Here is a 21,649-nt window from a genome sequence, read left to right on the forward strand (position 1 = left end):
CGGTCCACACCCGCTGGATCGAGACCGAGTTCGACAACCAGATCAAGCCCTTCGCCCCCGCCGGCACCGAAGCCGACGAGGACGAGACCGGCCGCGAGACCATCGTCGTCGAGGTCGGCGGCAAGCGCCTGGAGGTCTCGCTGCCTTCGTCGCTGGGCATGACCCTGGCCCGTACCGGCCTGGCCGCCGGTGCCAAGCCGAAGCGCCGCGCCGCGAAGAAGTCGGGCCCGACGGCCTCCGGCGACACCCTGGCCTCCCCGATGCAGGGCACCATCGTCAAGGTGGCCGTCGAGGAGGGCCAGGAGGTCAAGGAGGGCGACCTGATCGTCGTCCTGGAGGCCATGAAGATGGAGCAGCCGCTGAACGCGCACCGCTCCGGCACGGTGAAGGGTCTCTCGGCGGAGGTGGGCGCCTCCATCACGTCCGGCGCCGCGATCTGCGAGATCAAGGACTGACCGCACACCCGTTGCACGAAGGGCCCGCAGGCACACCGCCGGTGGGCCCTTCGCCCGTATCCGGAGGGATGACCGCATGCGTGCCGACGCGCGCCGCAACCACGAACGGCTGCTGACCGAGGCCCGCGCCGCCTTCGCCGAGCACGGCACCGACGCCTCCCTCGAGGACGTGGCGCGCCGTGCGGGGGTGGGCATCGGCACGCTGTACCGGCATTTCCCCACTCGGGAGGCGCTGATCAACGCGGTCTTCCAGGAGGCTCTCGCCGCGCTGATGCAGCGTGGCGAGGAGTTGGCGGGGGCGGAGTCGCCGTGCCCGGCGCTCGTGGAGTGGCTGCGCTGCCTGATCACTCATGCGAGTGAGTACCGGGGGTTGTCCCGGGCGTTGATGCCCGCCATGTCGGGTTCTCGGGACGCGCGTTCGGCGCTCGCGCAGTGCGGTGTCCCGTTGCACGCGGCGGGCGAGGCCCTGCTGTCCCGGGCCCAGAGGGCGGGGACGGTACGTGACGAGGTGTCGATCGGCGATCTGATGCGGTTGGCCAACGCGATCGCCCTGGCGGCGGAACAGTCCCCGGAGGACCCGGAGTTGGCCGACCGCCTGCTGGCCCTGACCGTACGCGGTCTGAAGCCCTGAGCCCGGAGTCGGCCCCGGCGCACCCGGTGGGCCCCCTGGGGGAGGGACCCCTGAACCGAGCCTTCGTACGAGCCTGAGCGCCTCAGCGCCGCCGCATGTCCGCCACCCGCGCCGCGCGCTCGGGGGCGAGCACCTCACCGGTCAGTGCCCCGCCCGCGCTGCGGAGCCGGCCACCCGGGTGGGCGGCCCGCTGTCCCGGGAGGGGGACGTCGCGGCGGGGGCGTCCGGGCGGGGGGACCTGGTGGTCACCGCCCGCGCCGGTGCCGGCCACGGCGATCTGCACGCCCTGGTCGGCCAGCGCCTGAAGCTCCGTCGCGGCCCGGTCGTCGTGCGCGGGGGGCTCGTCGGTGACGAGGCGGGTGATCACGTCCGTGGGCACCGTCTGGAACATGGTGTCGGTGCCGAGCTTGGTGTGGTCGGCGAGGACCACGACCTCGGCGGCCGCCTGCACCAGCGCCCGGTCCACGCTCGCGGAGAGCATGTTCGACGTGGAGAGCCCGCGCTCGGCGGTCAGACCGCTGCCGGAGAGGAAGGCCCGGGAGACCCGCAGCCCCTGGAGGGACTGCTCGGCCCCGCTGCCCACCAGCGCGTAGTTGGAGCCGCGCAGGGTGCCGCCGGTCATGACGACCTCGACCCGGTTGGCGTGGGCGAGGGCCTGGGCGACGAGCAGGGAGTTGGTGACCACGGTCAGACCGGGCACGCGGGCGAGCCGGCGCGCGAGCTCTTGCGTGGTCGTCCCCGCACCGACGACGATGGCCTCGCCCTCTTCGACGAGGCTCGCGGCGACGTCGGCGATGGCCGTCTTCTCCGCGGTGGCGAGATGGGATTTCTGCGGGAAGCCGGATTCTCGCGTGAAGCCGCCCGGCAGTACCGCACCGCCGTGCCGGCGGTCGAGGAGTCCTTCTGCCTCAAGGGCCCGTACGTCTCGTCGTACGGTCACTTCTGAGGTCTGGACGACGCGGGCGAGCTCCCGGAGCGACACAGCTCCGTTGGCGCGCACCATTTCGAGGATCAACTGACGACGTTCTGCAGCGAACACGAAACTGACAGTAACCTGCGCGGCCGGAACTTTTCAGCACTATGCGCCGAATTGCAGAAGATACGCACAGACGGGGCCTCCAAGTGGTATGGGAGGCCCCGCCGTTGATCGTTCTATGCCCCGCCTTGCCGGGGGTTGTCCAGATCCCCCCAGGCGGGAGGGGTGATCGGCGGGTGATCAGGCCTCGCCCGTCGCCTTTCGGGTGTGCAACTGCCGTGCCACTTCCGCGATCGAGCCCGACAGGGAGGGGTACACGGTGAAAGCGTTTGCGATCTGTTCGACCGTCAGATTGTTGTCGACCGCGATCGAGATCGGGTGGATGAGCTCGCTCGCCTTGGGGGCGACGACACAGCCGCCGACCACGATCCCGGTGCCCGGGCGGCAGAAGATCTTGACGAAGCCGTCCCGGATGCCCTGCATCTTGGCGCGCGGGTTGCGCAGCAGCGGCAGCTTGACGACCCGGGCGTCGATCTTGCCCGCGTCCACGTCGGCCTGCGTGTAGCCGACGGTGGCGATCTCGGGGTCGGTGAAGACGTTCGAGGAGACCGTCTTCAGGTTCAGCGGGGCCACCGCGTCGCCGAGGAAGTGGTACATCGCGATCCGGCCCTGCATGGCCGCCACCGAGGCGAGCGCGAAGACGCCGGTGACGTCGCCGGCCGCGTAGACGCCGGGGGCGGAGGTACGGGAGACCTTGTCGGTCCAGATGTGCCCGGAGTCCTTGAGCCGGACCCCGGCCTCCTCCAGACCCATTCCGGCCGAGTTCGGGATGGCGCCGACGGCCATCAGGCAGTGGGTGCCGGAGATGACCCGGCCGTCGGAGAGGGTGACCTCGACCCGGTCGCCGACGCGCTTGGCGGACTCGGCGCGTGAGCGGGCCATGACGTTCATGCCGCGGCGGCGGAAGACGTCCTCCAGGACGGCGGCGGCGTCCGGGTCCTCGCCGGGGAGCACGCGGTCGCGGCTCGACACGAGGGTGACCCGCGAGCCGAGCGCCTGGTAGGCGCCGGCGAACTCGGCGCCGGTGACACCGGAGCCGACCACGATGAGCTCCTCGGGGAGCTCCTTGAGGTCGTAGACCTGGGTCCAGTTGAGGATCCGCTCGCCGTCCGGCTGGGCGTCGGGCAGCTCGCGCGGGTGGCCCCCGGTCGCGATGAGGACGGCGTCGGCGGTCAGCGCCTCCTCGGAACCGTCGGCGGCCGTCACGATCACCTGACGGGAGCCGTCCATGGCCTGCCGGCCGGAGAGCCGGCCGCGACCGCGCAGCACCCGGGCGCCGGCCCGGGTGACGGAGGCGGTGATGTCGTGGGACTGGGCGAGCGCGAGGCGCTTCACCCGGCGGTTGACCTTGCCGAGGTCGACGCCGACGACGCGGGCGGCCTGCTCCACGTGCGGGGTGTCGTCGGCGACGATGATGCCCAGCTCCTCGTACGAGGAGTCGAAGGTCGTCATCACCTCGGCCGTCGCGATGAGGGTCTTCGAGGGGACGCAGTCGGTGAGGACGGACGCGCCGCCGAGCCCGTCGCAGTCGACGACGGTCACCTCCGCGCCGAGTTGGGCCCCCACCAGGGCAGCCTCGTATCCGCCGGGTCCGCCGCCGATGATCACGATCCGGGTCACTGGGATCTACGCCTCGCGCTCTCGTTCTGCCGGGGGGTCCCCCGCTGGGCTGCAGTGCGTACGCCATTGTCCCGCACGCTTCAAGTGCGTACCCCATTGTCCCGTACGCGAGAGGCGGACTCGCGCCGGGGCCACCGATCGGCCCCACCTCGCACTTCCGCGGACACCCGCTCCCCTCCCGTACCCTCGATCCCATGTCGCTCTACGCCGCGTACGCCGGCAACCTCGACGCGCGGCTCATGACCCGCCGCGCCCCGCACTCCCCGCTGCGCGGCACCGGCTGGCTCAACGGCTGGCGGCTGACCTTCGGCGGCGAGCAGATGGGCTGGGAGGGCGCGCTTGCCACCATCGTCGAGGCGCCGCGTTCCCAGGTCTTCGTCGCGCTGTACGACATCGCGCCCATGGACGAGGACTCCATGGACCGCTGGGAGGGTGTCAACCTCGACATCTACCGGCGGATGCGGCTCCGCGTGCACACCCTGGACGGCGAGGAGCCGGCCTGGGTGTACGTCCTGAACGCGTACGAGGGCGGGCTGCCGTCCGCGCGCTACCTGGGCGAGGTGGCCGACGCGGCGGAGTCGGCGGGAGCCCCGCACGACTATGTGATGGAGCTGCGCAAGCGCCCGTGCTGAGGGAGGCGGGGGAAGCCCATCGGGGTGGCCACTAGCCCATTCGTCGGAAACGACAAGACAACGATCGCATGTCCGTCAGCATCGTCATCTACGCGCGTAGGAATTCTCGGGCTAGGCTTCTGCGGGTACGAAATCCGTCCGGGGCTCCCCTCGGACCCCCCTCCCCGAGGCGAGAGAGTCAGTGAACGCAACTGCCACCCCGTACGAGGCCGCCGAGGCCGCTGCCGCGCGACTTCGCGAGCTGACCGGAATCGAGACGCACGACGTGGCCCTCGTCATGGGCTCCGGCTGGGCGCCGGCCGTCGACGCGCTCGGCGCTCCGGAGGCCGAGTTCCCCGTGACCGAGCTGCCCGGCTTCCCGCCGCCGGCCGTCGAGGGACACGGCGGCAAGGTCCGCTCGTACAAGATCGGCGCCAAGCACGTCCTGGTCTTCCTGGGCCGCACCCACTTCTACGAGGGCCGGGGCGTCGCCTCCGTCGCCCACGGTGTGCGCACCGCCGTCGCCGCCGGCTGCGAGACCGTCGTCCTGACCAACGGCTGCGGTGGTCTGCGCGAGGGCATGCGCCCCGGCCAGCCGGTCCTGATCAGCGACCACCTCAACCTGACGGCCGCCTCGCCGATCGTCGGCGCGAACTTCGTGGACCTCACCGACCTCTACTCGCCGCGCCTGCGCGCGCTGTGCAAGGAGATCGACGAGACCCTCGAAGAGGGCGTCTACGTGCAGTTCCCCGGCCCGCACTACGAGACCCCGGCCGAGATCAACATGGTCCGTGTCATGGGCGGCGACCTGGTCGGCATGTCCACCGTCCTGGAGGCCATCGCGGCCCGCGAGGCGGGCGCCGAGGTCCTGGGCATCTCCCTGGTCACCAACCTGGCCGCGGGCCTCTCGGGCGAGCCGCTGAACCACGAGGAGGTCCTCCAGGCCGGCCGCGACTCGGCGGCCCGGATGGGCGAGCTGCTCACGCGGGTCCTCGACCGCATCTGAGGTAAGGCGGGGGCGGGGCGCGGGTGCGGGGCCGCTGCGCGGGGCTCCTTCCCCACCCCGCCCCTTCCCGAACCGGGGGCAAGCCCCCAGCCCCCCGTACGGCCTGCGGCCGTGTCGTTCGAGGCGCGGGGTCCGGGGCGGAGCCCCGGTTTCGGGAAGGGGCGGGGTGGGGGAAGGCTCCGCGCAGCGGGCACCCACCCGCGCCCCGCACCCACCCCGCGCCCTCCCCACCCGCACACCCGAAAGGCACACCGTGACGCAGGACGACCTCCTCGCCCGGGCCCAGGCCTGGCTCGCCGAGGACCCCGATCCGGAGACCCGCGAGGAGCTCGCGAAGCTCATCGAGGGCGGCCCGAGCGACGAGCTCGCCGCCCGCTTCGCCGGCACGCTCCAGTTCGGCACCGCCGGCCTCCGCGGCGAGATCGGCGCCGGGCCCATGCGGATGAACCGCTCGGTCGTCATCCGCGCCGCCGCCGGCCTGGCCGCGTACCTCAAGGCGAAGGAGCCAGCCCAGAGGGAAGGAGGCGCCGGCCTCGTCGTCATCGGCTACGACGCGCGCTACAAGTCCGCCGACTTCGCCCGCGACACCGCCGCCGTGATGATCGGCGCCGGACTCCGCGCCGCCGTGCTCCCGCGCCCGCTGCCGACGCCCGTCCTCGCGTACGCCATAAGGCATCTGGGCGCCGTCGCCGGTGTCGAGGTGACCGCGAGCCACAACCCGCCGCGCGACAACGGCTACAAGGTCTACCTGGGCGACGGTTCGCAGATCGTGCCGCCCGCCGACGCCGAGATCGCCGCCGAGATCGACGCGGTCCGCTCGCTGCACGACGTGCCGCGCCCGGAGACCGGCTGGGAGACCCTCGGTGACGAGGTCCTGGACGCCTACCTGGCCCGTACGGACGCCGTCCTGACCCCCGGCTCCCCCCGTACCGCCCGGACCGTCTACACGGCCATGCACGGCGTCGGCAAGGACGTCGTCACGGCCGCCTTCGCCCGCGCCGGCTTCCCGCCGCCCGCGCTCGTCGCCGCCCAGGCCGAGCCGGACCCGGCGTTCCCGACGGTCGCCTTCCCGAACCCGGAGGAGCCGGGCGCGATGGACCTCGCCTTCGAGGCGGCCCGCGCCGTGGACCCGGACATCGTGATCGCCAACGACCCGGACGCCGACCGCTGCGCCGTCGCCGTGCCGGACGCCTCGGTCGAGGGCGGCTGGCGGATGCTGCGCGGTGACGAGGTGGGCGCGCTGCTCGCCGCGCACCTCGTGCACAAGGGCGCCCGGGGCGTCTTCGCGGAGTCGATCGTGTCGTCCTCGCTGCTCGGCCGCATCGCCGAGGCCGCGGGTGTCGGGTACGAGGAGACGCTGACCGGCTTCAAGTGGATCGCCCGCGTGGACGGCCTGCGGTACGGCTACGAGGAGGCGCTCGGCTACTGCGTCGACCCCGAGGGCGTCCGCGACAAGGACGGCATCACGGCGGCGCTGCTCGTCGCGGAGCTGGCCTCGGTGCTCAAGGAGCAGAACCGCACGCTGACCGACCTCCTCGACGACCTGGCGGTGGCCCACGGGCTGCACGCCACGGACCAGCTGTCGGTGCGCGTGGAGGACCTGAGCGTCATCGCGAACGCGATGAGCACGCTGCGCGAGCGGCCGCCGGTCCACCTCGCGGGTCTGACGGTGACGACGGCGGAGGACCTGACGAAGGGCACGGAGTCGCTGCCCCCGACGGACGGTCTGCGCTACTACCTGGAGGGCGAGCACATGGCCCGGGTGATCGTCCGCCCGTCCGGCACGGAGCCCAAGCTCAAGTGCTACCTGGAGGTCGTGGTCCCGGTCGCCGACGCGAGCGAGCTGGTGACGGCCCGCGCGAAGGGCGCCGAGATCCTCGCCGCGATCAAGCGTGACCTGTCGGAGGCGGCGGGCCTGTAACAACGAGCCCGCCCGCTCCTGCCGAGGCCCGTACGGAAGCGATTCCGTACGGGCCTCGTCGCGTGCGGACGACCGTTCCCGTACGGGTGAATCCGCTGCGCCGACCGACGTAACGCGCCTCCCGCGATCAGGGGGTTCCCGCCAGGGTGACCCGGTGTCCCGCCGAGCCTCCCTGGAGCCGCCGCAGTGCCCCCGGTCCTGACCGCCCGTCCGACCGTTCCGGCCTCCCGGCGGCCGCCGTCCCCAGGGCATGTCCGGCTCCCCAGGCGGGTGCGCGGCGCCCTGCGGCACGCGGCGCCCGCGCTCCTCGGCTATCTGGCCGTACGGCTCCTGGGACTCCTCGTGCTCGGCCGCTGGGCGCACGCCCAGGGCCACGGGATCTGGCCGACGCTCGCGAGGAGCTGGGACTCGCTCTGGTACCTCGCGATCGCGGACCACGGGTACGAGCCGGAGCCGCCCGGTGAGCCGCCGGGTCACCGGCCGCTGGCGTTCTTCCCGCTCTACCCGGCCCTGATCAAGGCGGTCGCGGCGGTCACGCCCGGCTCGCGCGCCTCGGTCGGCCTGGTCCTCGCCGTGGTCTGCTCGCTCGCCGCCGCCTGGGGGATCTTCGCGGTCGGCGACCGGCTGTACGGGCGCCGGGTGGGCACGGTCCTCGCGGTGCTGTGGGGTGCGCTGCCGGTCGCCGTCGTCCAGTGGATGGGGTACACGGAGTCGCTGTTCACGGCGCTCGCCGCGTGGGCGCTGTACGCGGTCCTGGACGGACGCTGGGCCTGGGCGGCGGGGCTCGGGGTGGCGGCGGGGCTCACCCGGCCGACGGGGATCGCGGTCGCCGCGGCGGTGTCGGTGGCGGGGCTGCTCGCGGCGCGCGCGGGCAGCCGCCCGGCGCTCGTCGCCGCGCTCGCCGCTCCCCTGGGCTGGCTGGGGTACGTCGGCTGGGTGGGGCTGCGGCTCGGTCGCTGGGACGGGTACTTCGTGGTGCAGAGGTCCTGGCACAACACGGTGGACGGCGGCTCGCGAACGCTGCGCCAGCTGCGCAGGCAGTTCGTCTACCTCCAGGAACCGCAGCTGTTCCTGGTCGTGGTCTCGGTCGTGCTGATCGCCGCCGCCGCGCTGTTCGTGCTCTGCGTCGCCGACCGCCAGCCGCTGCCGCTGCTGGTCTTCGCGGGCGTGCTGCTGTTCGTGGTCCTCGGCAGCGGGGGCGTGTACTTCCCCCGCGCCCGGTTCCTGCTGCCCGACTTCCCGCTGCTGCTCCCGCTCGCGCTCGCGGTCGCCCGGGCGCGCCGCCGTGTGGCCGCCCTGGTGCTCGGCGGGGCGGCGCTGTCCTCGGCGTGGCTGGGCGGGTACATGCTGCTGGTGTGGGAGGGCGCGCCGTAGCGCACGCGGTCTAGGGCCTTTCGTTTGGATCAGGCCGGATCAGGGAGCGGGGTCTGGTGCCGTGGATCGCAAGGCGGAGGAGGGCGTCATGGCGGAGCCATGGCAGTCGGCGGTACGGGAGTCCTGCGGCGAGCCGAACATGTCCTCCGTCGCGCCGTGTTCGACGATCACGCCCGGGGTGCCCTGCTCGGCGAGGAAGAACGCGCAGGAGTCGGAGACGCGGGCGGCCTGCTGCATGTTGTGGGTGACGATGACGATCGTGATCTCGGACTTGAGCTCGGCGATGGTCTAGGCGCAGAGCCGCGCGACAGCTCGCGTGATCCGAGAAACACTCCCCTGAACGGGCGATCACGCGACCGTTCTGCGCCACCGGGCGCCAGGTCTACCGCCCGTCCATTCCCATGTCGAACAGACAGCGCTTCCCTGAAGGTCGGTTGCCCCCAGGACGCCCCTTGGGCACACGCTCGGGGTCCAGAAGGGACTCATCGGTACGCGCCCGGAGGGGGGCACGAAACCCGACGGAAGTCGACGGGACCGGACAGGCGCGGGGGCGCCGGCCGGTGGGACCGGTTCGGGCGGCCCCTGGCGCGTCAGCCGGTGGCGAGCAGGATGATCAGCAGGACGAGCCCCGCCACCGCCGGCGCGATGATCTCGTACGCCCAGCGCACCTGCGGCGCCCCCTGCGCCTCCGGTCGGCTCGCGCAGCGCTCGGCCAGCTCGCGCAGGTCGGCGATGGTCTGGTCGGCCGGGGCGAGCCGGTCCCGGTCGTCCACCCGCGCCTGCACGGACGTGCGGCCGTGCGGGTCGTCCTGCGACGCACGTGCCTGCTGCCGGGCCGCGCGCTTGCGCTGCCGCAACGAGACGGGCACGGCCCAGAGCTGGAAGGTGCCCCCGTCCTGGGTGAGGGCCTCGCTGGAGTACCCGGCCCGGACGTCGGCGACCGAGGCCCAGGGCAGCGTGATGTAGCGGAAGGGGTTACGGATCCGCAGCCGCTCCTCGTTTGCGTACACCGCCGGGCGGATCGTGAACGCCACCACGAGCGGCACGACGAGCAGCAGGCTCGCGAGCGCGAGCCACGGCGTGCGCCCCGTGCCCCGGACCATGGCGTCGACGCAGAACCACGTGGTCAGCCCGATCAGCAGGACCCCGCCCGCGATCCCGAGGGGCGAACGGAAGACACGGTCGGCGAAGGCCGGCTCGGCGGGCGGCTGGGGGCTCGTCATGGTGCCGATTCTGCCTCAGCCCCCGCCGCTCGGCTCAGGCGGCTCGGGTGACCAGATCGGCGTAGAGAATGATGTTGTCGGGGCGGTGCCCGTCGACCAGCTCGCCCCCGCAGGTGATGAGCCGCAACTCGGGCCGGGTGGTGTCCCCGTACACCTTCTTGGTCGGGAAGGTCTTCTTGTCGACCTGCTCCAGCTCGCGCACGCGGAAGACGGCGTCGGTGCCGTCGGCACGGGTGACGGTGATCTCGTCGCCGACGCGGACCTTCGCGACGTTCTTGAGCACGGCGGGGCCGCGGGCGGTGTCGAAGTGCCCGATGAGGATCGCGGGGCCGGTCTGGCCCGGGGTGACGCCCTTGTCGTACCACCCGATGCGCTCGGCGTCGGCCTCGGACGGAACCTCGACGGTCCCGTCACCGGCGAGCCCGAGCTCGAGCACGGGCCCGGTGTCGACCCCGGCGGCCGGCACCCGCACCCGTACGGGCTTGGAGCGCGCCATCGGGGCGGCGGACGCGGTGGGCGCGGGCGAGGCGGCCTCCACGACCTTCGCGGGCGGCGCGGTGGCGGCGGCGGGCGCGGGCGCGGCACCGCCACACCCGGTGAGAGCGGTCAGGGCGGCGAGGACGAGCAGGGCGGACGCGGTACGACGGCGGTTCACGGGGCGGCTCCGGGCGGTGATGCGACCGGCCGCCGCACGGAGTGTGCGACGGCCGGCCCGGGGTGGGGTGTTGCTCCTGCTCGGGTCAAGGGGCAGGGGGTGGAACGAGCCCTCGGGTCGAGGGCAGGGGTGGGACGAGCGTGGTCAGCCGCGGGCGGCGGCGCGACGGCGCAGGACGGTGAAACCGAGACCGGCGGCGACGACGGAGGCCGCGCCGAGGCCGGAGGCGAGCAGCGCCGTGTCGTTGGCGCCCTCGACACTCCCGATCTCCGCACCGGCGGCGACGCCGCCCTGCGGGACGACGGTGGTCTGGCCGGAGCCGCCGCCGGTGGACGTGCCCGGGGCGGGCGTGGTCGGCGCGGTGCCGGGGGTGCCGTCCTCGCAGCCCTTCGGCAGGGCGGGGAAGTCCAGGTGGAAGAACTCACCCGGCTGGGCGGTACGCATCTGCACGAACGGCAGCTTCCCGCCGGCCGCCCGCGACATCCACACGCCGGCGGCGAGCGCGGTGCCCTTCGACTCGGTCAGGGTCGCCAGGACCTTGCCCTCGTCGTCGTGGTGGATCCGGGCGAGCGGGCCCGAGGGGCTGTTGACGAGCTCCAGGCTCAGCTCGTCGAAGGCCGAGCCGCTGTGCCGGGTGACGGTGCAGCCCTTGGTGGTGTCGGAGTAGTCGGTGCCGAGGTTCCGGTTGAGCCAGGAGCCCACCTGACCCTTGTTGTCGAGGGTCACCCACATCTCGCCGAACTGCTGGCCCTTCTCCGCCTTGCCGCCGGGGCCACCGGCGGTGACGCTGCCGCGGGGCTTGCCGGCGGCGGTCTTCAGCTCCAGCGTGTAGTGGCCCTTGGCGTGGCGCCACAGGTCGCCCACCGTGCCGTCGGCGAGCTTGCGGGTGCCGATCTTGTCACCGACGGGGGTCTCCGGACCCTGGCCACCGCCCGTGCCCACCAGGGCAGGGGCCGCCTGGACCTTGGAGCCGGGAACGTACGCGGCGAATCCGCCGTCGCGCTCCAGGACGACCACGGCCTTGCCGTACTTCCAGACCTGCCGGTCGCCGTTCAGGTAGATGAAGCCGCTGCCCTTGCCGCCCTCGACCGGCTTGAGGCCGTAGCGGCCGTCCTTCGGGTGCTGGGCGAGCTCGACGACGGTGCCGTCGGCGAGCTTGTAGAGGCCGGGCTTCGCACCGGGGAGGTAGTTGCCCACCCAGGACATCGTCCGGCCTTCCTCGGTGAGGACGAAGAAGGTGCCGTTGTTGTTGCCGACGGCCCACCGGGTGTTGGCGTCGACCACACCGACGGGCTTGCCGTCGAAGAAGAGCTCGGCGCGGTGGTTGAGGGCGTTGACCTTGTAGATCTTGGCGATGGTGCCGTCGCGGAGGGTCTCCGTACGAACGAGGGTGCCGGGGGCGTCAGCGGCCTTCCCAGCGCCGGCGGCCGGCTTCGCGTCGGCGGCGAAGGCGGTTCCCGCGGCGAGGGCCGGGGTGGTGAGGACGGCACCCGCGACGAGAGCGGTGGCGACGGCGGTGCGAAGGGCGGTGCGCATAACGACTCCTGTGGATGAGATACAGGTCGGATGAGGAAGAGCCGCATGCCGCTGACATCTCGTTCGGTCGGGGCCGGTGAGTTCTGGCTGGCTGCTGAGAAAGAATTTAATGATCTTGTATGGGGGAGCTGTCCGTTCCATGTCACAGGACCGTGACGGCCGTCACGAATCCCGTTCCGGAAACACGGGGCTGTACAGGCCGCTACGCGCGTAGATATGCTCGACTGGTGACCATGCCCACCACTGCATCCGCAGCTTCCGCTTTCGCCGACGCGACCGCGTCCGACGGCGCGCTGCGCCGCTTCCTCCACGGGCTGCCCGGCGTCGACGCCGTCGGCCTGGAGGCGCGCGCCGCGTCCCTCGGCACCCGATCGATCAAGACCACGGCCAAGGCCTACGCCATTGACCTGGCCATTTCCATGATCGACCTGACGACGCTCGAAGGCGCGGACACCCCGGGCAAGGTCCGGGCGCTCGCCGCCAAGGCCGTCAATCCCGATCCGACCGACCGTACGACCCCGTCGACCGCCGCGGTCTGCGTCTACCCCGACATGGTGGCCACCGCCAAGGCCGCCCTGAAGGGCTCCGACGTCAAGGTCGCCTCCGTCGCCACCGCCTTCCCGGCCGGCCGCGCCGCGCTCGACGTCAAGCTCGCGGACACCCGCGACGCCGTCGCCGCCGGGGCCGACGAGATCGACATGGTCATCGACCGCGGCGCCTTCCTCGCGGGCAAGTACCTGAAGGTCTACGAGGAGATCAGGGCCGTCAAGGAGGCTTCCGGCGCCGCGCGCCTGAAGGTCATCTTCGAGACCGGCGAGCTCTCCACGTACGACAACATCCGCCGCGCCTCCTGGCTCGGCATGATGGCGGGCGCCGACTTCATCAAGACCTCGACCGGCAAGGTCGCGGTCAACGCCACCCCGGCCAACACGCTCCTGATGCTGGAGGCGGTCCGCGACTTCCGCGCGCAGACCGGCGTCCAGATCGGCGTGAAGCCGGCCGGCGGCATCCGCAACACCAAGGAAGCCATCAAGTTCCTGGTCCTGGTCAACGAGACCGTCGGCGAGGACTGGCTGGACAACCACTGGTTCCGCTTCGGTGCCTCCAGCCTGCTCAACGACCTGCTCATGCAGCGTCAGAAGCTGGCGACCGGCCGCTACTCCGGCCCCGATTACGTGACGGTGGACTGATCATCATGGCATCTGCATTCGAGTACGCACCGGCGCCCGAGTCCCGGTCCGTCGTCGACATCGCGCCCTCCTACGGCCTGTTCATCGACGGCGAGTTCGTGGACGCGGCCGACGGCAAGGTCTTCAAGACCGTCTCCCCCTCCTCCGAGGAGGTCCTCTCCGAGGTCGCCCAGGCGGGCACCGAGGACGTCGACCGCGCGGTGAAGGCGGCCCGCAAGGCCTTCGAGAAGTGGTCCGCGCTGCCCGGCGCCGAGCGCGCCAAGTACCTCTTCCGGATCGCCCGGATCATCCAGGAGCGCAGCCGCGAGCTGGCCGTCCTGGAGACCCTGGACAACGGCAAGCCGATCAAGGAGACCCGCGACGCGGACCTCCCGCTGGTCGCCGCGCACTTCTTCTACTACGCGGGCTGGGCCGACAAGCTCGACCACGCGGGCTACGGCGCGAACCCGCGCCCGCTGGGCGTGGCCGGCCAGGTCATCCCCTGGAACTTCCCCCTCCTGATGCTGGCGTGGAAGATCGCCCCGGCGCTCGCGACGGGCAACACGGTCGTCCTGAAGCCGGCCGAGACCACCCCGCTGACCGCGCTGTTCTTCGCGGACATCTGCCGCCAGGCGGGTCTGCCCAAGGGCGTCGTCAACATCCTTCCCGGTTACGGGGAGACGGGCGCGGCGCTCGTCGAGCACCCGGACGTCAACAAGGTCGCGTTCACCGGCTCCACGGCGGTCGGCAAGGCCATCGCGCGCTCCATCGCCGGTACGGACAAGAAGGTCACCCTGGAGCTGGGCGGCAAGGGCGCGAACATCGTCTTCGACGACGCCCCCATCGACCAGGCCGTCGAGGGCATCGTCAACGGCATCTTCTTCAACCAGGGCCAGGTCTGCTGCGCGGGCTCGCGCCTGCTGGTCCAGGAGTCGATCCAGGACGAGCTCCTCGACTCCCTGAAGCGCCGCCTGTCCACCCTCCGCCTGGGCGACCCGCTGGACAAGAACACGGACATCGGCGCCATCAACTCCTCGGAGCAGCTGGCCCGCATCACCTCGCTGGTCGAGCGGGGCGAGGCGGAGGGCGCCGAGCGCTGGACGGCGGCCTGCGAGATCCCGTCCGCCGGCTACTGGTTCGCCCCGACGCTCTTCACCGGCGTCACGCAGGCGCACACCATCGCCCGCGACGAGATCTTCGGCCCGGTCCTCTCCGTGCTGTCGTTCCGTACGCCGGACGAGGCGGTCGCCAAGGCCAACAACAGCCAGTACGGCCTGTCGGCGGGCATCTGGACGGAGAAGGGCAGCCGCATCCTCGCGGTCGCCAACAAGCTCCGGGCGGGTGTCGTCTGGGCCAACACGTTCAACAAGTTCGACCCGACCTCGCCCTTCGGCGGCTACAAGGAGTCGGGCTTCGGCCGCGAGGGTGGCCGTCATGGTCTGGAGGCCTACCTCGATGTCTGAGCAGCAGACGCGCCTGAACGTCTTCAAGACCTACAAGCTGTACGTCGGGGGCAAGTTCCCCCGCTCCGAGAGCGGCCGGGTGTACGAGGTGACGGACTCCAAGGGCAACTGGCTGGCGAACGTGCCGCTCTCCTCCCGCAAGGACGCCCGTGACGCGGTCGTCGCCGCCCGCAAGGCGTTCGGCGGCTGGTCGGGCGCGACGGCCTACAACCGGGGCCAGATCCTCTACCGCATCGCCGAGATGCTGGAGGGCCGCCGGGACCAGTTCGTCCGCGAGGTCGCGGACGCGGAGGGCCTGTCGAAGTCCAAGGCGGCGGCGGTCGTCGACGCGGCCATCGACCGCTGGGTCTGGTACGCGGGCTGGACGGACAAGATCGCCCAGATCGTGGGCGGCGCCAACCCGGTCGCGGGCCCGTACTTCAACCTGTCGACCCCGGAGCCGACCGGCGTCGTGACCGTGATCGCGCCCCAGGACTCCTCGTTCCTGGGCCTGGTCTCCGTCATCGCCCCGGTCATCGCCACGGGCAACACGGCGGTCGTGGTCGCGAGCGAGAAGTCCCCGCTCCCGGCGCTCTCCCTGGGCGAGGTGCTCGCCACCTCGGACCTGCCGGGCGGCGTGGTCAACATCCTCTCCGGCAAGGCCGCGGAGATGGGCCCGCACCTGGCGGCCCACCAGGACGTCAACGCGATCGACCTGACGGGCGCGGACGCGGACCTGGCCCGTGAGCTGGAGATCGCGGCCGCGGACAACCTCAAGCGCGTCCTGCGCCCCCGCGCCGTGGACTTCACGGCCTCCCCGGGCACGGACCGCCTGACGGCCTTCCTGGAGACGAAGACGGTCTGGCACCCCACGGGCAGCCTGGGCGCGAGCGGCTCCTCGTACTAGCAGCACGGAGAAACGGCCCCCAGGCGTGCGCCCGGGGGCCGTTTTCCCATGCCCGCCGACGTCCCGCTACGCCTTCGGCAGCAGCCCCGTCACCTCGCCGACCAGCGGCAGGTCGTCCAGGCCCCCGCCCTTCGTGACGTGGTCCGTCACGAGGTTCGTGCCCACCGGCTTGAAGTCGGCGACCTGGGTGCCGAGCCCGTTGTCGAGCGGGTCGACCCCGGTGTTCGCCAGCGGGTCCAGCTGGAGGTTGGTCAGCGGGCCCACGGCGTGCCCGGTGGCCCCGAGGGCCGACGCGGCGTCGCTGCCGACGAGCGAGTCGACCGGCAGCGGCAGCGGGGCCGCCTGGGCGGCTCCCCCGAGGCCGAGCACGGCCGCCCCGGCCGCCGTCGCGGTCAGCCCGGCCCTCAGCAGGGCGCCCCGGCGGGCGCTCCTGGATTCCTTGTGACGCGCCATGAGAGTCCTTCGACGTTGGGTGATGACAGGGACACCGAGCGTAGTTGAGGTGTGATGCTCGATACCAACCCCCCTCCTCGGGGGTCCCCTGCCCGGGGGAATGGTTCACACTGGTGTCCCGTGAGTTCCCAACCGATCCCGACTCGTGTCGTCCTGCTCGCGGGCCCCTCAGGCTCCGGCAAGTCGTCCCTCGCCGCCACCACCGGCCTCCCGGTCCTGCGCCTCGACGACTTCTACAAGGAGGGCGACGACCCGACGCTCCCGCTGGTCGCGGACAGCCTCGACATCGACTGGGACTCCCCACGCTCCTGGGACGCGGACGCGGCCGTCGCCGCGATCGTGGACCTGTGCCGTTCGGGCCGTACGGACGTGCCCGTCTACTCCCTCGCCAGCAGCTCGCGCGTCGACCGGGAGGCCCTCGACATCGGGCGCACCCCGCTCTTCGTGGCGGAAGGGATCTTCGCGGCGGAGATCGTGGAGCGCTGCCAGGAGCTCGGCGTCCTCGCCGACGCGCTGTGCCTGCGAGGCCGCCCCTCGACGACGTTCCGCCGCCGGCTCCTGCGCGACCTCAAGGAGGGCCGCAAGTCGGTCCCGTTCCTGCTCCGCCGCGGCTGGCGCCTGATGCGCTCCGAGCGCTCCATCGTGGCCCGCCAGACCGAACTGGGCGCCCACCCCTGCGCGAAGCAGGAGGCCCTGGGCCGCCTGGCCGCCGCCGCGGCGGGCCGCCACCGCACTCCCGCGGCGCGATAGGCGCGGGAAGCCCGAAACGCAGACGACGACGCGGGCGGTACAAGCTCCCCCGGCTTGTACCGCCCGCGCCTTTTCCCCCGTACCCCCGTACGTCCCCCCGTTGTTCCCCCCGTACCTTCAGGCCACCAGCTCGCCGAAGGACTCCTCCTCGTCACGGCCGAAGCTCAGCACCTCGTCCTCGCGCAGCCTTCGCAGCGAGCGCCAGATGCTCGACTTCACCGTGCCGACACTGATGTCCAGGATCTCCGCGATCTCCGGATCCGTACGGCCCTCGTAGTAGCGCAGCACCAGCATCGTGCGCTGGAGCTCGGGCAGCCGGGCCAGGGCCTGCCACAGGACCGCGCGCAGCTCCGTGCCGCGCATCGCGTCCGTGTCGCCCGCCGTCTCCGGCAGCTCCTCCGTCGGGTACTCGTTGAGCTTCCGCCGGCGCCACGCGCTGATGTGCAGGTTCGTCATGGTGCGGCGCAGATAGCCGCCGACCGCCGCCTTGTCACTGATCCGGTCCCAGGCCCGGTACGTCGAGAACAGCGCACTCTGCAGCAGGTCCTCGGCCTCGAACCGGTCACCGGTCAGGTGGTAGGCGGTGGCGTACAGGGAGGCACGACGCTCGGCGACGTAGGCGGTGAACTCCGCCTCGGACGCCGACTGCCGCTCCCCCTTGACCTCCCCGTACGCCGCTCCCCCGTCAGCCACGGCGACCATGTACGGCGCCTTGTGCTGACGCCCGGCGCCGCGAACGCACCCCCGTCCGTTCACACCGCCGGACTTCTCCGTCCCGCCCCGCACGACGACATCGTGGAGACGCGTGACCACTGCGCTCGTGGTGGTGCTGTGCAGTGCGTTCATCTCGCGCCCCCCGTCGGTTGGAGTCTGTTCGGTCCGTGTGCCAAGAACTCTGCCCGGGCACTTTCATCGGGGTGTCCGCCGACTGTCACAGCCGTGTCACAGGGGCGGGTCCTGCCGCACAGTCGAACTCCGGTGGCCGCATGGGACAGAATGACGTCCGTGCCTTTCCTGTTGCTGATCGAGGACGACGACGCCATCCGCACGGCCCTCGAACTCTCCCTGTCACGCCAGGGCCACCGAGTGGCCACCGCGGCGACGGGAGAGGACGGCCTGAAGCTGCTCAAGGAGCAGCGTCCGGACCTGGTCGTACTGGACGTCATGCTGCCCGGCATCGACGGCTTCGAGGTGTGCCGGCGCATCCGGCGCACCGACCAGCTGCCGATCATCCTGCTCACCGCGCGCAGTGACGACATCGACGTCGTCGTCGGCCTGGAGTCCGGCGCCGACGACTACGTGGTCAAGCCGGTCCAGGGGCGGGTGCTCGACGCCCGGATCCGGGCCGTACTGCGGCGCGGCGAACGGGAGTCGACCGACTCGGCGACCTTCGGTTCGCTGGTCATCGACCGTTCGGCGATGACCGTGACGAAGAACGGGGAGGACCTGCAGCTCACGCCGACCGAGCTGCGGCTGCTCCTGGAGCTGAGCCGGCGGCCCGGACAGGCCCTGTCGCGCCAGCAGTTGCTGCGCCTGGTGTGGGAGCACGACTACCTCGGCGACTCGCGGCTCGTGGACGCCTGTGTCCAGCGGCTGCGCGCCAAGGTGGAGGACGTGCCGTCCTCGCCGACCCTGATCCGTACCGTCCGGGGTGTGGGCTACCGGCTGGACGTCCCTGCGTGAGAAAAGCGATATTCGCCGGGCTCCGCTTCACCAGCCTCCGGCTGCGGCTCGTCGTCGTCTTCGCGCTCGTCGCGCTCACGGCCGCGGTGTCCGCGTCCGGGATCGCGTACTGGCTGAACCGCGAGGCGGTGCTGACGCGGACGCAGGACGGCGCGCTGAACGACTTCCGGCAGGAGATGCAGAACCGGGCGGCGACGCTGCCGCTGCGTCCCACCGAGGACGATCTGCGGCGCACCGCCGACCAGATGGCGAGCGGCAGCGCCGGGTACAGCGTGCTGCTGCTCGGGGAGCGGGACGCGGGCAAGCCGATCATCGGGGCCTCGAACCCGGACACGTTCACGCTGGCCGACGTGCCGGAGTCGCTGCGGGTCGCGGTGGACACGGCGCGGCCCGCGACGGACGGCGAGACCAGCCCGTACCACCTGTTCTGGCAGCGGACGCAGCGCGGGAAGACGCCGTACCTGGTCGGCGGTACGCGGATCACCGGCGGCGGGCCGACCGGCTACATGTTCAAGTCCCTGGAGGCCGAGCGGGCCGATCTGAACTCGCTCGCCTGGTCGTTGGGGATCGCGACGGCGCTCGCGCTGGTCGGCTCCGCGCTGCTCGCGCAGGCGGCGGCCACGACCGTGCTGCGACCCGTGCACCGGCTCGGCGAGGCGGCGCGGAAGCTGGGCGAGGGCGAGCTGGACACCCGACTGCGGGTCTCGGGCACGGACGAACTGGCGGATCTGTCCCGTACGTTCAACAGCGCGGCCGAGTCCTTGCAGAAGAAGGTCGCGGACATGAGCGCGCGGGAGGAGTCCAGCCGGCGGTTCGTCGCGGACATGTCCCACGAGCTGCGCACCCCGCTGACGGCCCTGACGGCCGTCACGGAGGTCCTGGAGGACGAGCAGGACGACCTCGACCCGATGATCGCGCCGGCCGTGGCGCTCGTGGTGAGCGAGACGCGCCGGCTGAACGACCTGGTGGAGAACCTGATGGAGGTGACCCGCTTCGACGCGGGCACCGCCCGGCTCGTCCTGGACGTCGTCGACGTCGCCGACCAGGTCACCGCCTGCATCGACGCCCGCGCCTGGCTGGACGCCGTGGACCTGGACGCCGAGCGCGGGATCATGGCGCGGCTCGACCCGCGGCGGCTCGACGTGATCCTGGCGAACCTCATCGGCAACGCGCTCAAGCACGGCGGTTCGCCGGTGCGGGTGTCGGTGCGGACGGAGGACGGCGAGCTGGTCATCGCGGTACGGGACCACGGCCCGGGCATCCCGGAGGAGGTCCTGCCGCATGTCTTCGACCGCTTCTACAAGGCGAGCGCGTCCCGGCCCCGGTCGGAGGGCAGCGGTCTCGGTCTGTCGATCGCCATGGAGAACGCGCTGATCCACGGCGGTTCGATCACCGCCGCGAACTCGCCGGACGGCGACGGCGCGGTGTTCGTGCTGCGGCTTCCGCAGGACGACGAGCAGGACGAGCAGGACGAGGTGGAAGAGCGTTGAGCCGCCGCAGGGCAGTCCGTACGGGAATGGTGGCGGCGGCCGTGGCCGTGGCCGCGCTCGCCTCCGGGTGCGGGATCAGAACGACGTCGGTGCCCGTGGACGCAGGGCCAGGACCCTCGCGGGTGCCGTGCAGCGTCACGGGCGACGAGATCGCCCCGCAGTCGACCGGGCTCCCGGTCCGCGTCTACCTGATGTGCGGCTCGCAGCTGGAGGCGGTGGACCGGCGCTCGCCGCTGCCGGAGGAGAAGGCGGGCGGGAACCCGGTGGCCACCGCGTCGGCGCTGCTCGCGCAGCTGCTGAGCGAGCCCTCGGAGAGCGAGCGGGAGGCCGGGTTCTCCACGGCCGTCAAGGGGCCGCTCGTCGTCACCGGCGGGCAGCCGGGCGACCCGGCGGACACGCTGCGGCTCAGCCGGCAGCCGGAGGACCTGACGCCGACGGCGCTGTCGCAGATCATCTGCACCTTCGCGCACAGCTCGGCGGGCGCGGGCGCGGAGAGCGTGGTCCTGGGCGGCCCCGGCCGGTACGCCCCGCGCCGGTACGCCTGCACGACCGAACTGCGCGAGCGCCCGGAGTCGGCGGCCCCGACCCTGGGCCTGCCGAGCCCCTCGGCGTCCTGACCGCCACCCAGGTGGTTCTTCCGTACCGCGGCGGAACCGATTCCGGGACGGGGCGCGTCTTGGGGTGCGTGCAGCGTCAAGGTTCGGGCGGCAGCGCCGCCGTGGTCGTACGCGTGGTGGGGTTCACTCTCCTCCTCGCGCATCTGCTGCTCGTCGCCTGGGTGACACTCCGCCCACGCGACGTGGCCTGGGTGACCGCGCCGAACCTGACCCCACTCGCCGGGATCCGCGCGGACCTCGCGCTCGGCCCGGCCGAGGCGGTCCGGCGGATCGGCGAGGGCCTGCTGCTCCTGGCCCCGCTGGGGGTCCTGCTCCCGATGGCCGACGGCCGGCTCCGCGTCTCGCCCTGGGCCTCCCTGGCCCGTACGGTCGCGGCCGGGGCCCTCGTGTCGCTCGCCGTGGAGCTGCTGCAGACCGCGGTGCCCGGGCAGGTCGTGGACGTGGACTCGCTGCTCCTGAACACCGCCGGGGTGGCGCTCGCGCATCTCCTCGTGGTCCCCGCCGGGCGGGCGCGGCTGCGCCGGGGGCGGGGCCGGGACGGGAGCACGCGCGGGTCCTCCTCGCGGGGCAGGCCGGGCCGGGGTTCGGCCCTCCTGCGGGACGAGGGTTCTCAGGGGCATACCCCGACGATTCCCAGGGTCGGGATCGCCCCGTAGACCGACGCTTTGTCCCCCTGTGCGGAGCGACCATGGAGTCATCGGAAGCCCGACGGAGCGGCTTTCGGAAGCCTCCCGAAGGAGCCCACCATGGCCGCACTTGTCCGCCCCCGTGACGGACGCATGATCGGCGGAGTGTGCGCAGCGCTGGCACGGCGCTTCGGCACCTCGGCCACCACCATGCGGGTCATCTTCCTCGTCTCGTGCCTGCTGCCCGGGCCGCAGTTCCTGCTGTACCTGGCGCTCTGGCTGCTGCTCCCGGCGGAGAAGTCGGCGAGCACCGCCTGGTAGCGGGAGCGGGACGCGAGGACGTACGTACGCCGATGGGGCGCTCACCCGGTCCGGGGGTGCGGCCCCACGGGGGTCGGGTGCGGCGTGATCAGGCCATAGGGTGGGCGCCCGCGTGGGCGCCCG

The 21,649-nt window shown here is 72.3% G+C and carries 22 protein-coding genes and 1 pseudogene; 15 read left to right on the forward strand and 8 right to left on the reverse strand.

What is annotated here, in order from left to right:
- The coding region (locus AB0F56_RS35590; RefSeq protein WP_362017436.1) for a biotin/lipoyl-containing protein at positions 1–455 on the forward strand (455 nt) is incomplete at its 5' end.
- 76 nt (positions 456–531) lie between these two features.
- The gene (locus AB0F56_RS35595) at positions 532–1,086 is read left to right on the forward strand and encodes a helix-turn-helix domain-containing protein (protein WP_362017438.1); all 555 of its coding nucleotides are present in this window, start codon (positions 532–534) and stop codon (positions 1,084–1,086) included.
- A gap of 82 nt (positions 1,087–1,168) precedes the next feature.
- Here AB0F56_RS35595 and AB0F56_RS35600 read toward each other — a convergent pair whose 3' ends face one another.
- Both AB0F56_RS35600 and AB0F56_RS35605 read right to left on the reverse strand, forming a co-directional pair.
- The gene (locus tag AB0F56_RS35600) at positions 1,169–2,125 is read right to left on the reverse strand and encodes a DeoR/GlpR family DNA-binding transcription regulator (RefSeq protein ID WP_362017440.1); all 957 of its coding nucleotides are present in this window, start codon (positions 2,123–2,125) and stop codon (positions 1,169–1,171) included.
- A gap of 177 nt (positions 2,126–2,302) precedes the next feature.
- Entirely contained in the window at positions 2,303–3,742 is a 1,440-nt protein-coding gene (locus AB0F56_RS35605) for an NAD(P)H-quinone dehydrogenase (protein ID WP_362017442.1), read from the reverse strand.
- Between the two features lie 194 nt (positions 3,743–3,936).
- Between AB0F56_RS35605 and AB0F56_RS35610 the strand changes: the two genes are divergently transcribed.
- The 4 genes from AB0F56_RS35610 (at position 3,937) to AB0F56_RS35625 (ending at position 8,654) form a co-directional block, all read left to right on the forward strand.
- On the forward strand, positions 3,937–4,374 hold the full coding sequence (locus AB0F56_RS35610) for a gamma-glutamylcyclotransferase (RefSeq protein WP_362017444.1): 438 nt from the start codon (positions 3,937–3,939) through the stop codon (positions 4,372–4,374).
- 181 nt (positions 4,375–4,555) lie between these two features.
- A complete protein-coding gene (locus AB0F56_RS35615; protein ID WP_362017446.1) occupies positions 4,556–5,359 on the forward strand; it encodes a purine-nucleoside phosphorylase in 804 nt (267 codons plus the stop codon).
- 253 nt (positions 5,360–5,612) lie between these two features.
- Complete coding sequence (locus tag AB0F56_RS35620; RefSeq protein WP_362017448.1) at positions 5,613–7,280, forward strand: phospho-sugar mutase; 1,668 nt, start codon at positions 5,613–5,615, stop codon at positions 7,278–7,280.
- Positions 7,281–7,466: 186 nt separating this feature from the next.
- The gene (locus AB0F56_RS35625) at positions 7,467–8,654 is read left to right on the forward strand and encodes a hypothetical protein (RefSeq protein ID WP_362017450.1); all 1,188 of its coding nucleotides are present in this window, start codon (positions 7,467–7,469) and stop codon (positions 8,652–8,654) included.
- Positions 8,655–8,693: 39 nt separating this feature from the next.
- Here AB0F56_RS35625 and AB0F56_RS35630 read toward each other — a convergent pair.
- The 4 genes and pseudogenes from AB0F56_RS35630 to AB0F56_RS35645 all read right to left on the reverse strand — a co-directional run.
- Positions 8,694–8,939: pseudogene (locus AB0F56_RS35630) on the reverse strand (hypothetical protein); the annotation flags it as partial.
- Positions 8,940–9,244: 305 nt separating this feature from the next.
- Positions 9,245–9,877: a PH domain-containing protein gene (locus tag AB0F56_RS35635; RefSeq protein WP_362017452.1), complete on the reverse strand. Its 633-nt coding sequence runs from the start codon at positions 9,875–9,877 to the stop codon at positions 9,245–9,247.
- Positions 9,878–9,911: 34 nt separating this feature from the next.
- Positions 9,912–10,532, reverse strand: coding sequence for a class F sortase (locus AB0F56_RS35640; RefSeq protein WP_362017454.1), 621 nt, complete (start codon positions 10,530–10,532; stop codon positions 9,912–9,914).
- Positions 10,533–10,676: 144 nt separating this feature from the next.
- On the reverse strand, positions 10,677–12,068 hold the full coding sequence (locus tag AB0F56_RS35645; protein WP_362017456.1) for a hypothetical protein: 1,392 nt from the start codon (positions 12,066–12,068) through the stop codon (positions 10,677–10,679).
- Positions 12,069–12,301: 233 nt separating this feature from the next.
- Between AB0F56_RS35645 and deoC the strand changes: the two genes are divergently transcribed.
- The 3 genes from deoC to AB0F56_RS35660 are packed head-to-tail and all read left to right on the forward strand — an operon-like array spanning position 12,302 to position 15,586.
- Positions 12,302–13,258 carry a deoxyribose-phosphate aldolase gene (gene deoC, locus AB0F56_RS35650; protein WP_362017458.1) on the forward strand — a complete coding sequence of 319 codons (957 nt, stop codon included), beginning with the start codon at positions 12,302–12,304 and terminating at the stop codon, positions 13,256–13,258.
- A gap of 5 nt (positions 13,259–13,263) precedes the next feature.
- Complete coding sequence (locus tag AB0F56_RS35655; RefSeq protein ID WP_362017460.1) at positions 13,264–14,700, forward strand: aldehyde dehydrogenase family protein; 1,437 nt, start codon at positions 13,264–13,266, stop codon at positions 14,698–14,700.
- A complete protein-coding gene (locus tag AB0F56_RS35660) occupies positions 14,693–15,586 on the forward strand; it encodes an aldehyde dehydrogenase family protein (RefSeq protein WP_362017462.1) in 894 nt (297 codons plus the stop codon). The genes AB0F56_RS35655 and AB0F56_RS35660 overlap by 8 nt, the downstream gene beginning before the upstream one ends.
- A gap of 66 nt (positions 15,587–15,652) precedes the next feature.
- Here the strand turns inward: AB0F56_RS35660 and AB0F56_RS35665 are convergent, their stop codons facing one another.
- Positions 15,653–16,039, reverse strand: coding sequence for a hypothetical protein (locus tag AB0F56_RS35665; protein WP_362017464.1), 387 nt, complete (start codon positions 16,037–16,039; stop codon positions 15,653–15,655).
- Between the two features lie 54 nt (positions 16,040–16,093).
- Here AB0F56_RS35665 and AB0F56_RS35670 point away from each other — a divergent pair, with 54 nt between their 5' ends.
- A complete protein-coding gene (locus tag AB0F56_RS35670) occupies positions 16,094–16,789 on the forward strand; it encodes a hypothetical protein (RefSeq protein ID WP_362017466.1) in 696 nt (231 codons plus the stop codon).
- Between the two features lie 117 nt (positions 16,790–16,906).
- On the opposite strand, the gene AB0F56_RS35675 is transcribed toward AB0F56_RS35670, so the two are convergent.
- Positions 16,907–17,635, reverse strand: a complete 729-nt coding sequence (locus AB0F56_RS35675) for a SigE family RNA polymerase sigma factor (protein WP_362017468.1) — start codon at positions 17,633–17,635, stop codon at positions 16,907–16,909.
- 159 nt (positions 17,636–17,794) lie between these two features.
- On the opposite strand from AB0F56_RS35675, the gene afsQ1 reads away from it, so the two are divergent.
- The 5 genes from afsQ1 to AB0F56_RS35700 all read left to right on the forward strand — a co-directional run bounded on the left by afsQ1 (position 17,795) and on the right by AB0F56_RS35700 (position 21,526).
- On the forward strand, positions 17,795–18,472 hold the full coding sequence (afsQ1, locus tag AB0F56_RS35680; RefSeq protein ID WP_181019089.1) for a two-component system response regulator AfsQ1: 678 nt from the start codon (positions 17,795–17,797) through the stop codon (positions 18,470–18,472).
- The gene (locus AB0F56_RS35685) at positions 18,469–19,962 is read left to right on the forward strand and encodes a HAMP domain-containing sensor histidine kinase (RefSeq protein WP_362017470.1); all 1,494 of its coding nucleotides are present in this window, start codon (positions 18,469–18,471) and stop codon (positions 19,960–19,962) included. Before afsQ1 ends, AB0F56_RS35685 begins: the two co-directional genes overlap by 4 nt.
- Entirely contained in the window at positions 19,959–20,579 is a 621-nt protein-coding gene (locus tag AB0F56_RS35690) for a hypothetical protein (RefSeq protein WP_362017472.1), read from the forward strand. The genes AB0F56_RS35685 and AB0F56_RS35690 overlap by 4 nt, the downstream gene beginning before the upstream one ends.
- Positions 20,580–20,647: 68 nt before the next feature.
- Positions 20,648–21,235, forward strand: a complete 588-nt coding sequence (locus AB0F56_RS35695; protein WP_362017474.1) for a VanZ family protein — start codon at positions 20,648–20,650, stop codon at positions 21,233–21,235.
- 90 nt (positions 21,236–21,325) lie between these two features.
- Positions 21,326–21,526, forward strand: a complete 201-nt coding sequence (locus tag AB0F56_RS35700; protein WP_362017476.1) for a PspC domain-containing protein — start codon at positions 21,326–21,328, stop codon at positions 21,524–21,526.
- The last annotated feature ends 123 nt before the right edge of the window (positions 21,527–21,649 follow it).

The sequence above is a fragment of the Streptomyces sp. NPDC026092 genome (genome assembly GCF_040638605.1).
Taxonomy (GTDB): domain Bacteria; phylum Actinomycetota; class Actinomycetes; order Streptomycetales; family Streptomycetaceae; genus Streptomyces.

Bases quoted from the DNA above. Each gene is read 5' to 3' on its own strand.
- AB0F56_RS35595 (WP_362017438.1), top strand. From the start codon at position 532: ATGCGTGCCGACGCGCGCCGCAACCACGAACGGCTGCTGACCGAGGCC.
- AB0F56_RS35610 (WP_362017444.1), top strand. From the start codon at position 3,937: ATGTCGCTCTACGCCGCGTACGCCGGCAACCTCGACGCGCGGCTCATG.
- AB0F56_RS35635 (WP_362017452.1), bottom strand. From the start codon at position 9,877: ATGACGAGCCCCCAGCCGCCCGCCGAGCCGGCCTTCGCCGACCGTGTC.
- AB0F56_RS35645 (WP_362017456.1), bottom strand. From the start codon at position 12,068: ATGCGCACCGCCCTTCGCACCGCCGTCGCCACCGCTCTCGTCGCGGGT.
- deoC (WP_362017458.1), top strand. From the start codon at position 12,302: ATGCCCACCACTGCATCCGCAGCTTCCGCTTTCGCCGACGCGACCGCG.
- AB0F56_RS35655 (WP_362017460.1), top strand. From the start codon at position 13,264: ATGGCATCTGCATTCGAGTACGCACCGGCGCCCGAGTCCCGGTCCGTC.
- AB0F56_RS35660 (WP_362017462.1), top strand. From the start codon at position 14,693: ATGTCTGAGCAGCAGACGCGCCTGAACGTCTTCAAGACCTACAAGCTG.
- AB0F56_RS35665 (WP_362017464.1), bottom strand. From the start codon at position 16,039: ATGGCGCGTCACAAGGAATCCAGGAGCGCCCGCCGGGGCGCCCTGCTG.
- AB0F56_RS35670 (WP_362017466.1), top strand. From the start codon at position 16,094: ATGCTCGATACCAACCCCCCTCCTCGGGGGTCCCCTGCCCGGGGGAAT.
- AB0F56_RS35675 (WP_362017468.1), bottom strand. From the start codon at position 17,635: ATGAACGCACTGCACAGCACCACCACGAGCGCAGTGGTCACGCGTCTC.
- AB0F56_RS35700 (WP_362017476.1), top strand. From the start codon at position 21,326: ATGGCCGCACTTGTCCGCCCCCGTGACGGACGCATGATCGGCGGAGTG.